The organism is Aciduliprofundum boonei T469 (genome assembly GCF_000025665.1).
GTDB lineage: Archaea > Thermoplasmatota > Thermoplasmata > Thermoplasmatales > Aciduliprofundaceae > Aciduliprofundum > Aciduliprofundum boonei.
On the sequence record NC_013926.1, the window covers coordinates 127797 to 141718 of the forward strand.

At 36.0% G+C, this 13922-nt stretch carries 6 protein-coding genes and 1 tRNA gene; 4 read left to right on the top strand and 3 right to left on the bottom strand.

Going from position 1 to position 13922, the window contains the following annotated elements:
• The first annotated feature begins 34 nt into the window (after nt 1-34).
• The 3 genes from ABOO_RS00685 to ABOO_RS00695 all read left to right on the top strand — a co-directional run bounded on the left by ABOO_RS00685 (nt 35) and on the right by ABOO_RS00695 (nt 4989).
• Complete coding sequence (locus ABOO_RS00685; RefSeq protein ID WP_008085095.1) at nt 35-2527, top strand: thrombospondin type 3 repeat-containing protein; 2493 nt, start codon at nt 35-37, stop codon at nt 2525-2527.
• Nucleotides 2528-2791: 264 nt separating this feature from the next.
• A complete protein-coding gene (locus tag ABOO_RS00690; protein ID WP_012997046.1) occupies nt 2792-4180 on the top strand; it encodes an ATP-binding protein in 1389 nt (462 codons plus the stop codon).
• Between the two features lie 724 nt (nt 4181-4904).
• Nucleotides 4905-4989, top strand: a tRNA-Leu gene (locus ABOO_RS00695).
• A 73-nt stretch (nt 4990-5062) separates the two neighbouring features.
• Here the strand turns inward: ABOO_RS00695 and ABOO_RS00700 are convergent.
• Entirely contained in the window at nt 5063-9949 is a 4887-nt protein-coding gene (locus ABOO_RS00700; RefSeq protein WP_012997047.1) for a NosD domain-containing protein, read from the bottom strand.
• Nucleotides 9950-10745: 796 nt separating this feature from the next.
• Between ABOO_RS00700 and ABOO_RS00710 the strand changes: the two genes are divergently transcribed.
• A complete protein-coding gene (locus tag ABOO_RS00710; protein ID WP_008085063.1) occupies nt 10746-11927 on the top strand; it encodes a hypothetical protein in 1182 nt (393 codons plus the stop codon).
• Between the two features lie 126 nt (nt 11928-12053).
• On the opposite strand, the gene ABOO_RS00715 is transcribed toward ABOO_RS00710, so the two are convergent.
• Both ABOO_RS00715 and ABOO_RS08065 read right to left on the bottom strand, forming a co-directional pair.
• Nucleotides 12054-13112 carry a zinc-ribbon domain-containing protein gene (locus ABOO_RS00715; protein ID WP_008085128.1) on the bottom strand — a complete coding sequence of 353 codons (1059 nt, stop codon included), beginning with the start codon at nt 13110-13112 and terminating at the stop codon, nt 12054-12056.
• Nucleotides 13109-13678 (bottom strand): zinc ribbon domain-containing protein, encoded by a 570-nt coding sequence (locus ABOO_RS08065; protein WP_012997049.1) that lies wholly within the window; start codon nt 13676-13678, stop codon nt 13109-13111. The genes ABOO_RS00715 and ABOO_RS08065 overlap by 4 nt, the downstream gene beginning before the upstream one ends.
• Nucleotides 13679-13922 lie beyond the last annotated feature (244 nt).

The window sequence follows — 13922 nt, forward strand, 5'->3', positions numbered from 1 at the left end:
GTATTTATACTATAAAATTGTATCTTTTAAATAGATGTCTTCAGAACTCTTAAGTGTCATTCAAGATGCAAGGAGACGAGTACTTGAAGATATGAGTTTTGTTGAAAGGGTAAAAGCATTTTTCGCTCCAGAGATCTTGGGAGAAGAAGTTGCTCAAGAATTGAAAAACATGGGACTTGAGGAGTTCGTTAGGGAACAGTACAGAAGTGTTGAGAGAGAAGAGTACGAAAGAATAAGGGCAAAGGCAGAGTACGAGTTCTGGAGAGATTTTGAAATGGAGAAAATCAAAAACGATATTGCAAAGTATCTGAGCTCTGCGGTGCTTACAAACAAAAGATTGCTTGGATTCTTTCCCATCTATGATTTTGTTCCATCAATTGATGATATTTTTGACATGCTAGTGGAAGAGCATGGAGATGATGTGGAGAGAGCTTTGAGAGAGATGGAAAAAAATGTGAGTGGGGAAAATAAGAAGAAGGTTCAGGTTGCAAAGAAGAAAGTTCGCAGGAGGTCCAAGGGCAGAAGAAGGAAAATTATCTATGCTCTTTTGTCTGCTGGTTTAATGATAGGAGCAGCAGTCGGAATGTATTATTATGAAAAATATGTGAAAGATTCTGATCATGATGGAATACCTGATTGGTTTGAAATACACAAATATCATACAAATCCAAACAAAGCAGATACTGATGGAGATGGTTTAACTGATTATCAAGAAATATTTCAATATCATACAAATCCTTTAGTTAAAGATACAGATCACGACGGAATAAATGACGGATTAGAAGTACAATTACACATGAATCCTCTGAAACCAACATTGTTCAATGAAACTGGTATACAAGAAGTTTTTTCCGACCAAATGGTGAAGGACATAAAAGCAATTGGAACAATATGGATACCTTCTTTTGGATTTAAATCTGCTTATTGGGCAAACAGCACTGTAACTGTTAGTTATGGAAATGGATACAAATATACGCTTCCTATAAAAGATTCATTGACTGGAGCAAGATTAATTCCTACATTTATATGGAATGCAGGTCGTTACAAAAATTCATATTATGATCCAAGATTTTCTCCCTATTCAACTTTATTATACCTAAATGATATGACACACAATTTAGGAAATAATATAACGAAATTAAATCATGATTCAAAAAAATTTTCTTCTGAATTACAAACTCTTGAAAATAGTTTGATAAACATAACTAAGAATCCTAACGATAATCAATCATTTGAACGAGCAAATAAAATATTGATGAAATATAAACCACAGCAAAATGAAGATATGTGGTATGATGAGTATTGGTTTTTTGAACCAATCAATAATAAATTCAGAAACTATTTGAGAGAATTTAATAATAATTCTACAGATAGAATAAATGATTTAGAAAAAGCTTTGTTCATTTTGAATGGAGATAAACAAATAGCAAGTACAATATCAAACACAACTCCGTATGTCAGTCTGATGTTAGATTTTATGAATGAATATAAGAAAATAGTAAAAAAAATGCCTCATTCTGAAGAAAATGTTAAGATTAATTGGTGGACTAATGAAGGAATGCATTTATGGTCAATTGAATCTGCAATGGGTATGGTTACTATGAACATACTAGATTATCCGGAAACATTAATAGAAGCATTGTTTATGATGAATGGTCAAATATTTAATAATTCAAAACAAAATGCCAAGATATCTTCAGATTTAACACCTTTAAATCTACCAGCTCCAGTTGAAAAATATTGGACAAATTTCTATGATAATTTATCATCTTTAGAAAAATCAAATTTCAAAAACTGGTTGAGAAGTTATACAAATAACAGAAATTCAACAGGAATTTTAGACTATTTATTAATAAGAGATTGGGTGTACAAACTTTTACCAACTAAAAATGTATACAGTACAAGCAATCCAAAAATAGTTGATTACGGATTCAGGTTAACAACAACAGGAATATTTGATATTGATGACAAGGAAGACATAAATTTCATAAGAGGACTGTGGAAGAAAGTGCCAAACGAAGCTCCAAGTATAGATAAAGTTTGGAACTATACAAACGAAGCCGGTGTAGCATTGCCTAGAGTGGGAAATATAGTATTCGGTCCATTCACAGTAGAAAAAGCTCAAAAGTTAGGTAAAAATGATTGTGCTACTGCAACGGCAGCTATGATTGAAATTTTGATGAAATATTATCCGAAATATTTACCAGTTGCTGTAATAAAAACATTCCCAATTATAACTGAAAAATATAAGGCTATAGGTATTCACAACATGCCATTTTTCTATCACGATGGAAATTGGTATGAAATGGAGTTGTGGAATGGATATAATAAACCAACCACAGAAATAGAAGATCATCTAGCTTCTAATATTGATGGATGGGTAACAATACCGATAGCTTTTGGAAATGCTCCTGTTTCTGTACCTTTGAGAGATGATAGATTGCTAAATATAGTGAAAGAGTATGTGCCTGATAAAATTGTTAGTATGATGTATTATCTTAGGCAAAATAACATTCATGATGAGTGAATTTATACCAATTAATTTTCATGAGCAGTTATATTAAATATTTTTAGTCTATCCCAACTCAAAGTTAGGGAAAACACATCTCATAGTAAGATAATATAGCCACCGAGATAATCAGGCAACACTAAAGATTTACAAATTTCATACATAACTCTTAAACATTTCACTTGATATGCATAATAATAAATGATAAATACTACCAATTAGTATAATACCAAATGGTAGTATTAGAAAAGGTTTATATGTATTCAGAACATATCTACAATTATGAGATTCTATGACCGTCAGAACGAGCTACGAACCTTGGAAAGAATGTACAGGTTATCCAAGAATGCAAAGCACATGCTCGTTGTTTTGGGGCGTAGGAGAATAGGTAAAACCAGGTTAATAAAAGAGTTCATCAGGGGTAAAAAATCGTTTTACTTCTTTGTTGAGAGAAGTAGCAGCGCAATGCTGTTGCAGAGAATATCCAATGAACTGGCCAGAATGATGCCAAAGAAGGTTGTGGGAACTCTTGATTGGGAATTGGCGTTTAAAATTCTTCTTGAAGATTTCGATGTGGTGGTTCTTGATGAGTTTCAGAACATACTCAGTGTGGATGAATCGGCTCTTTCAACCCTCCAGCATGTGTGGGATGAGTTTAATGGAAGCACTCTTCTCATTCTTGTAGGTTCGTATCAGACAATGATGAAAAAGATATTCGAAGATTACCGCACTCCTCTCTATGGACGCAGCTCTGGAAGATTGAGGGTTGAACCTCTCAGCTACAGGTATGTCAGGAGAATACTGCTGGACATGAAATTCAGAGGAGAAGAGAATATGATGAATATCTACTCTATTCTCGGAGGAGTTCCTCTGTACTATGAATTCATAGAGAGATTCGGCATTTCGGGTACTTGGAAAGATATTGTAAAAGCAATGTTTATAGAAGAGCCCAGGCCCTTGATTGACGAGCCTCATGTCCTTCTAGTGGGAGAGTTTGGAAGGCAGCAGAGCACATATATGAGTATTTTGGAAGCCATTGCAAGGGGAAAGAGCACAATGACGGAGATTGCAAATGCAACAGGTATACCTGAAAAGAGCCTTGGAAAATATCTGAAGGAACTATCTCAGGATTACGAGATAATAGAGAGAAAGGTGCCCATGTTCTCGCCCCCCAATTCCAAAAGAGGAAGGTATTTTCTGAGAGATCCTTTTCTAACCTTTTGGTTCAGGTTCATATATCCTAACATGAGTATGATCGAGCTTGGACAGGGTGATGAGCTTATTAGAAGCATAGAGAACAATGTAAATGCCCACATGGGCAGAATATTCGAAAAAATAGTGGCGGAGATTATAGCCGAGCAGTTCAAACCTCTGAAGATGGGATCATGGTGGAACAGACGTGGAGATGAAATAGACATCGTGGCAGAATTAGAGAATGAAGTGCTCTTTGTGGAATGCAAGTGGAGGAATAGAAAAATCACTTGGCGTGAGGTGGAAGACCTCATAAGGAAATCAGAGCTTGTTAAGATTGAAGCTTCAAAGAAAAGAAGGTACATGATTGTGTCCAAGTCAGGATTTACGGAAAATTGCAGAAATAGAATAGATGAAAAGGGCATAATTTACTGGGATTTGAGCGATCTTGAGAGAGCAATGAAAGTGCCGAATGAATAAAATCGTTTAAAAACAACAAATCTCATCTTAAAACGAGTAAATATGCGATAGCCCCTACGGTAGAAAATATTGTTGCTCCTCGTTTATACTAGACAGTGTTCGATTTTATTGAGCAAAAGCATAAATGATTCCTCATAGAGATTATCTGTCATTTTTACACCTAAATTAGCAGTTGCTTTACTACAAAATTGGGAAGTATATATGTAAAATTTCCTATTCTCCTTTTTAGAGCGGAAATGAATACAAAATATGCATTCTACCTATCTGGAAAAAAGGAAAATCCCCATTCTCCAAGAGCAAGACAAAATCTCCTGCCAGCATTTTTTTACGAACACGCGGGTTGTAAAGATACATGGCACACAGTAGAATTTTAAATAACAACACACAAAAGTGTCCGATATATAATTACACGGCTGACAACTCCGAGAAGCCATACAAGAGTTAAAGAGATTTAACCTATATCGATCATATTGTCTATACCGTGAGAAAAATATAGTTATTAGTTAGCTAACTTATGGCAAGACCAAGAAGAAAATTGGGATGAACATATAACTTAGCCTTAGTGATGAAGTTAATGATTTAATTGAGAAATACAAAGGAAATTTATCCAGATCTCAATTTGTAGAAAAGGCTGTGATGTACTATGTCTCTTTTTTAGCAGAGAATCCAAAAGAAGAAAATGGCCAGCAAAAAGATTTTAATCAAAAAGTAAATACTCCACAGCGCAGGGGTTACCGAGCCAGGTCAAAGGTGCGGGATTTAGGGTCCCGTCCCGTAGGGGTTCGAGGGTTCGAATCCCTCCCCCTGCATCTCTGCTGGTTTTTGTGCTTTTCTTAACAGAGCGATTTTATTCTACACTTCAATGATATGTTGCTATCATTCTCAGATTCTTCTTTTTTTACCTGCGTTTCTTTTCTTCATTACAACAGCAATTATAACAATTGTAATTATCAGTCCCAGAACGATAGACCACACATAGTAGGGATTGTTTAATATTCCCGAGTATTCATTGCTTTGTGTGTTTGTGCTTTGGTTATTATTGCCACTCTGAGCTATAGTAACTTGTACCTCATTGCTCGGCTGGGACTCTCCTATTGAATTTACTGCTGTTACATAGTATGTGTATCTGACCCCGTTCTTTACATCACTGTCATTGTACCAGAGCTGATTCGCCTGCACTGTCGCTATTAAACTGCCATTTCTATACACTCTGTATCCTGTTATAGCGCTTCCTCCATTATCACTCGGTACCTCCCAGCTCAGATTTACATACCTGTTTCCTGCCTTTGCTTGCAAACTCTCTGGCGCATTCGGTACCGTCATTGGCGTGACTTGTACCTCATTGCTCGGCTGGGACTCTCCTATTGAATTTACTGCTGTTACATAGTATGTGTATCTGACCCCGTTCTTTACATCACTGTCATTGTACCAGAGCTGATTCGCCTGCACTGTCGCTATTAAACTGCCATTTCTATACACTCTGTATCCTGTTATAGCGCTTCCTCCATTATCACTCGGTACCTCCCAGCTCAGATTTACATACCTGTTTCCTGCCTTTGCTTGCAAACTCTCTGGCGCATTCGGTACCGTCATTGGCGTGACTTGTACCTCATTGCTCGGCTGGGACTCTCCTATTGAATTTACTGCTGTTACATAGTATGTGTATCTGACCCCGTTCTTTACATCACTGTCATTGTACCAGAGCTGATTCGCCTGCACTGTCGCTATTAAACTGCCATTTCTGTACACTCTGTATCCTGTTATAGCGCTTCCTCCATTATCACTCGGTACCTCCCAGCTCAGATTTACATACCTGTTTCCTGCCTTTGCTTGCAAACTCTCTGGCGCATTCGGTACCGTCATTGGCGTGACTTGTACCTCATTGCTCGGCTGGGACTCTCCTATTGAATTTACTGCTGTTACATAGTATGTGTATCTGACCCCGTTCTTTACATCACTGTCATTGTACCAGAGCTGATTCGCCTGCACTGTCGCTATTAAACTGCCATTGCGGTATATTCTGTATTCTATGATGTCAGAACTCCCATTACATACCGGTTGCTCCCAGCTTAAATTTATATAACCATCACCTGTTTTAGCGGTTAAATTAAAAGGTTGAGATGGTGTAGATTCTCCTATGGGGCATCTTAATGGGTAGTAATCCTTTGCACCTGCAGAGCCGTCTATCTTATAAGGCCAATCTACAATGCCATCTCCGTTCTGATCATTCGTATTGTTGTTATTAGCCCAGTCGTACCAGTAATTTCCGATGCCTGATGTAGAATTCCAGTGATTGTTTGTGCCATCATCTCGTGCCTGGACGTAGGAAGATTTGAATGTGCTCCCTGAGCCATCATTATAATAGAAGTTGTTTTTGTATATGTGATTCCAATTGGAACCAGAATATATATGAATACCATAATAGCCGCTATTGTTAGTAAGTAGATTGTTAGATATCACATTGTTGCTGGAATAGGATAGCTCGATACCAGCCCAATTGTTGCTGAAGGTATTGTTGGAAATTACATTATTGCTGGAATCACTCAGCAGGATGCTAATTTCATTGCCATTACAGATATTGTTGTGTATAATGTTACTATTGCTGGAATACTCCAAGAAGATACCATACCTATTGTTGTCATTGCAAGTGTTGTTGTATATAATATTGTTGTTGCTGAAATCCCATAGCTCAATGCCATCATTATTGTTATTGCAGATATTATTGGATATCACATTGTTGCTGGAATACCACACAAAGATGCCTTCACCCTGATTGTGATTGCAAGTATTGTTTGAGATCACATTGTTGTTAGAGAGATCTAAGATACCATTCCCATTGCCATTACAGATATTATTGGATATCACATTGTTGCTGGAATACCACAGTTCAATACCAGAAAACCACCATCCGATACCATATCCATTGTTGTTGCAGGTATTACTGGATATAGTATTGTTACTAGAATACAACAGATTAATGCCATGCCGGTTGTTACTACAATTATTGTTTTTAATGGTAATGTGGGATGAGCCTCCTATTTCGATGGCAACTGTAGAGTTATGTATTTGTAGATTTTCAATTTTTAGCCAGGTAACGTTTCCAAGAATCACCTCTCCTGCATTGCTGGGTACAGATGCATTGTTCATATTTACATTTTTGAAATAATACACTGGTTTGCCATTCACTGTGTTGTTTGTAGGAATCTCTTGGGTAGTGAATGCGCCTATATCTCCCCATAAAGATATTCCATTGTTTACCAATTTATTTTCATATAACCTGTTGTTGCTAGATATTTGTAGGTAGATACCGTATCTCTCATTGCTGATGCAGGTGTTGCTTGAAATCATATTGTTGCTGGAATACTCCAAGAAGATACCACCCTCATTATACCATACCTTGATTCTAGCCTTATTGTTGCTGCAGTTATTGTTGTATATAATATTGTTGTTGCTGAAATCCCATAGCTCAATGCCATCATTATTGTTATTGCAGATATTACTGGATATCACATTGTTGCTGGAATGCGATAGCTTGATACCAGCCCAATTGTTGCTGCAGGTATTATTGGATATAATATTGTTGCTAGAGGAATCCAAGAGAATACCATAACCTATTATATTTTTCAATATTGAATTTTTAATCACTATATTGCTAGAATATTCCAAATAGATCCCACCCTGTGTATTCTCTATATGAGTACCATTTATTACTGCATACACATCTGTTGAATTTATATAAATTCCAACGGCCGATTCGCCAAGAATGTACAAATTATTGATAACATAGGGATTGCTCTTGCTACCGTCACCTGGCCATCCATATTTCTGTGCCTGCTGTGCAAAATCAGTATTGCTCTCTATATGAATCGGTCTTGATACATAATATGCATTAAACTCTAATTCATATACTTTTGATGTGTCATTCTCTGATACAGCTTTGATGGTTATAAGTGATGAATCTCCCAACTTGGCATTGGTTGGCAATTGGATAGTCATATTCACTTTTATACTTACTCCAGCAGATAGTTCCTCCTTACTTGGCAGAGATACGCTCCAGCCATTTGTTGCCTGTGTTGTGATTAGTATAGCATCGGATTTATTTCCTGCATTTCCTATCCATACTGGATATTCAAGGCTATCCGTATAGATATGGGCGATACCATTCACCAATGAGACATGCACGTATGGAAAATATTCACTAGGCGAAAATGGGGAAGAAGAGATAACCATAGGAGTGGTGGCAGGGACATCTGGAGATTCTGTTGAGTTTTGCCACAGATATTTATATCCATATGGATAGTATTCTATCTTAAAGGAATCCACTATGCTAGAGCCACTATTGCTTGTTCCTATTTTCAGATAAAATTTATTCTGGTAACTTGAATTTACCCATTCGTTGTAAAACTCGGTGATATCCAAAGCCATAAAACTTGGAAAACTATAGTTTCCACCATCCCAGATTGGAGTTCTGTAATAATTTGAATTCTGGAAGCCCAGAGCAATATTCACAGAAGCATCTCTTGGTCCCGGGTTGCTAAAATGCCAGGTTGCAAGGAGCTTTGGATTATAGGAATGCTGAGAGATAGGAACTAGAACATAGGCATATGGCCAACCCTGAGATACTTTTTCCTCCAAGGCTTTGTATGTAAGCCAGTAAAAACCATGATCTCCAAATCCTGTGCCCCATGAATTTACAACTCTGAACGCTCCTACATCTCCATCATCCGTTATGTTATCATCATATCCTACAATTGTTTGTGCATGGTTTAGCCCATAAGAATTGTATTCTTGTGAAGATATGATATAGTTTCCATCAACAAATCCATTATAATACTGAGAAGCATCTATGGCAAATGTAACAAGATACCCCTCTCTAAGCAACTCTTTTATTGTCTCTATTCCACTATCATTTCCAAAATAAACAAGATAATAACCTGCAATTCTATGCTTAGGAGCATCTCTCCACGCACTCTCATTTCCCCAAGAAGTATAATCTGAAGGATTATAAGTCATATTAGCCAATGTAGCGTCTCCAACTGATTCAATCAACTCGGCATTGCCTTCAAAACTGCTTCCATAATCTCCACCTCCATTCACCTTGTTGTAAGTCCAAGAGGGGCTCATAAGATGTGCAGGAGAATCATCAGTCCAGTTGTAAATCATTCTCTGCAAGAACCCATTTTGATAGTAGCTCACTGCCCAAGCAGTGCAAGAACCCTGCCATTTTTGATCTCCCACAGGAGGAAAATGTGGATCCAAATCCCACCTTACAGTGCTTGGTTCTTTTACCTTTGTATTCAAACCGATTATCATCTTATGTCCAATCAAATTCTCAAGCTCTTTTTTATCTGGTAATATCAATCCTGTAGCATGTCCATCTATCATAGGCGTAGCATTATTCTTAAAATCTATACGGGTATTCATATACGATAAATGTTCCATACGAACTGCAGAATTTTCCATATTATATTCAGGTAAGCTATGGTATGATTTTCCACCATTACTTTCATTCAATCTCTCCATTATTTTTTCTCTCAACTCTAACATTTTATTTATATTCTCTTGGTTAATTTTCTTAAATTTGAAATCAGAGAAGGATGTATCAAGTATATGTGTTTTCGCAACATTTGCTTCATTAAAAGTCGGAGAGATCTTATAAGTGCTCACACCGGTGACATTCATAACAACTCCAAACCCACTGAAAATCATCAAAAGCAACAAGGAAATCACTAATACCTTCACAACTCCACTACTCTTCGTTTCCACCACCTTCTATGCAACGACACAAGATATGTAAATTAGATTATAAATACTTTACGAAATAAGTAATTTTAAGCATATAATAATCAAATCTCCGTCTCAACCTCTTGTTTTGCCTTTACAAACTTCATTCTCTTTTTCCCCAAAGTTCTCATTCGTCTCTTGAAGATTGTTTCTCTATTCAATATTCAAAAACGCAAAAGGGCATTTCTCACCGAAGAAATCAGCATTTCTAAGCAGGATGCCCTATCCGTAAATCTCATATTCTACTTTCCAGAGCAGAAACGATAAAGCACATTGGAAAATCTCCAAAAAGCATACCAAAACCCCCTCCTGCACTAAGCCTTTCCCTTAAAAAGCGACTTAATGAGAAAGAAAAACACTTCTCTTCAAAAAGAAGAACGGAATTTTTTAGGAATATACTCATAGGGAGATTAAACTCATATATTATCATAAGCTAGACTAAATTTGCAAAATTTTTTATAAAATTTATTTGAATTAATATTACTTTTATGCATAATAAAAATTAATTTGAATATATAAATAAATAATTTTCTCAAAAATTCCGAAAATCAGGCAGGGAAAAGCATGAGTTTTTCACGCAACTTGATGGAAGAAGAAAAAGATAAATAAGAGTTAATCATCATATATGATGATGAATATTATCAAATATACTTTGGACTATCAAGAACTTTTAATCCTCCTGGCCCAAGCGCTGGGTTTATATACTTTTGATAATTCATATAAAAATAAATTTATAACTACTAAAAGATTATATGATTATCTTAAGAGTGTTCAAACTCTTATGAGAGAAAATGGGGTTATGTTAATTATACCCTCAAGGAAAGTTGTTTCTAACGAGATGGCGAGATTGTATAGAATGGGGTTTTTGAGCAGAAAGGCCGTGCCTAGAAAGGTTAAAACTAAGAGTGGCAAAATTGTAAATCGAGGCATAGAGTATCAATACTCATTTACTAAGCAGGGAATGAAATATCTTGCTTATCTTATCAAAAATGGTTCTGGTTCTTTGCCTGAGGAGTTAGATCCAGAATTAGAGGTTATCCTATCTAAAATGCGAAAAGAGGGTGAGATAAAATCCTATGAAAATGAGTTTGAACTTAGAGAAATGACAAAACTAATGTGGAAAATATGGTTTAAAGAGAAGGATGATGGAAAGATTAAGGTATTTACACCAAAGGGGTGGTCACCTGCAAATAAAAAGTTGATTAAGATTTTGGATCATGAAAAGTTGATAAAAAATATAAACATAGAGCAGGCTTATGAGTTTAGGGATGAGAATGAGAAGCTAAAAGAGAAGATAAAAGAGCTTGAAGAAGAGCTAGAAAAGAAGAATAAAGAGATTGAAAGGTTACAAGGAGAACTAAAGAAGTGTAAGGAGAAAAAAGAGAATAAAGCATTCAATATGGAGCAGAGGGAGATAGCTGCTAAGAGAAATTATCTTATTTCTTTTGATAAAAAACCGGTAAAAAAGAGTATGGATTATTTTGAAAATACAAGGAAGAAGTTAGAAAAATATAAAAGTAAATATGCTAAAGATATTAACAAGGAACCAGAACTTACCATATCTATGAAGATTTCAGATGATGCTGATTCCTATGAGAAGGCAAGTATTATGTGGGCAGCAAGATTATTATCTACTTTATCTTTGGAAATAAAGAAAAGTGGGATAATAATTAGATGGATAAAGCCCCAGAATTTTGGAAAGAAGGTAGAATATGTAATATTCAAAAACGGAAAAGAGTATGCAAGAGTGTCTTCTGATAAGGAATGGTTCTTGGACAAAGATGTGCAGGAAAATGAAAGCTATGAGTATTATGTGAGAGCTATTGTTGGAAACTCGTATTCAGATTCTCCAAAAATTCAAGTTACCTACAAAAAAGAGAACGAAGGTGTTGTGTATACACCATTTGACTCTCATCACAGTGTTGAATGGTCAATACATCATCCAGAAGACTTAGACATATGATTACTTGAAAAACCATGTTTTTTGGGTTTATCACCCAAAATAGCCACACAGTTTTTGAACATAAAGAAAATAAGGAATAAAAATGAGCAAGCAATTCTTTGGTATGATTTAGCCTCATGTGCATTTCTAAGAAAAAGGCGGCTTAGGAGGCCAAGGAGGTTTTAGCCAGTAACCACAATTTGGACAATAGTTAAAATCATCCTCTACAGAGTAACCACAAGAAGGACATCTCTTTTTTTCTTTTGATATAGCATAAACAAAGAGGGGTAAAAATAAAACCAATAAACCTAAGGCATATAATAAATACCAATTGAAACTTTCCTGAGCCTTAACTTCTTTCACATAATCATACTTTTGATGATACCCTTCATAATGAGGACCATTCAATGGGATAACCGTTAAATTATATATCTTAGCTCCTGCCGCCTCTGGAGATATCCCAACCCAGTAATGTACATTCTCTATGCCTCCTCCAGAAATCACCATACTTTGAGAACCCGTAGATTCCATATAGTAGTAATCTTTTCCATCATAAGCATAATAATACTGCAGGTATCTGGCAAAGGGTCCCGTTTTGTTCTTCACATCTAGACCCACAGCCACATGCCCGTATAGTCCTTGAAACTGCACTTCCATTGCAAATAGAACCACATCATACCCAAGAATGTAGAGAAGAGTAGCCAAAAGAAGAGATTTATCTTCACAATCTCCACCCTTCTGAAAAAGGGTTTCTAAGGGGAACTTATAATAATCCACGAATCCAGTAGATGTGAAATCGCTCACATAGGGAACATTTTGAACAAAGGTGAGAATGAAATTTGCTTCTGTAAGTCTATCCCACCCATTCTTCTTAGCTATGGTATCAAGCATATGGGCAAGTTCCCTAATATAGGTATCATTGGGCGTTAGAAAGTATGAAAGGTAGGATAAGTTGTCTCCGATTCTATAGCCCGCAGGATAATCTCGATAAAATTGATATGCATCATAGGGAACTGTGAGATTTAAAACCCAAAAATTAAAAGAATGATAAAGCGAGGAGTTCTCACTCCCATTTATATTAATAACCACCTCAAAATTCTGCCCATAAAAACTCCAATTGTATGCAATCTCGTTATTATCGGAATAGGCATGGGAGAGTGGGATGAACAATAGAGTTAGTGTGACAACTATAGCAATGTATCTCATTTTTTATCATCTCGCAATTCGTATCTGCAATATGGACAATAGTTCCATTCTTCACTAACTTCTCTTCCGCATCCTGGACACACTCTATTCTTATTTACCTGCTTAGAGCCATACAGGTCTATAAGCAGAACAACTATGGATATTGCAACTATTATGCTGCCCCCCAAAAACAGGGGCATACTCATTCCTTTGCGATATACAAAATCCACCTCTATGCTACTTTGTGAGTTGAAGTTTGCTATTACAATATAATAAACATCTTTCTGAGGAGCTTTAAACTCTAAATTCATATTTTTCCCAGTTTGTGTGTAATAGCTTCCGTTAAATGTACCATTATTCATAAGCTTATGAAACTCTGTAGAATTCATTATATACACCGTAAATCTCTCCAAAGAGGTGAGATGGTAATTTACAACCTCTCCAGCATACATATTGAATCCTATTCCTCTAAATCCGCCCGAGGGAAGATCTACAACATTAGTGTAAGGATTATAAATTCCGCCTAAAACCACGAGCGTAAATCCAGCAATAAACACTATCAAGGCCGTTATCTTCCAAGCATTCACAGACGCTCAACACATTATGAAATTTAAATTTTTGTAATAATCTGAAAAACCCTTAAATACCAGTTAATAATAAAATGATAACGATGACCCGAAGGATAAAAAATGAGGTAAGGTTCATCTCCATATATTTAGAAGAGCAATATTTAGAAGGCATTTTAGAGATTAGAATTGAAAAATTTATAAAAGAAAAGCGGGAATTTGGGGATTTTAAAAGGTTATAAACCTAGGTTAAGTTGAATTCCTC

What these genes read in the sequence shown, in the direction of transcription:
- ABOO_RS00685 (WP_008085095.1), top strand. Translation starts at nt 35, where the DNA reads ATGTCTTCAGAACTCTTAAGTGTCATTCAAGATGCAAGGAGACGAGTA.
- ABOO_RS00690 (WP_012997046.1), top strand. Translation starts at nt 2,792, where the DNA reads ATGAGATTCTATGACCGTCAGAACGAGCTACGAACCTTGGAAAGAATG.
- ABOO_RS00710 (WP_008085063.1), top strand. Translation starts at nt 10,746, where the DNA reads ATGAGAGAAAATGGGGTTATGTTAATTATACCCTCAAGGAAAGTTGTT.
- ABOO_RS00715 (WP_008085128.1), bottom strand. Translation starts at nt 13,112, where the DNA reads ATGAGATACATTGCTATAGTTGTCACACTAACTCTATTGTTCATCCCA.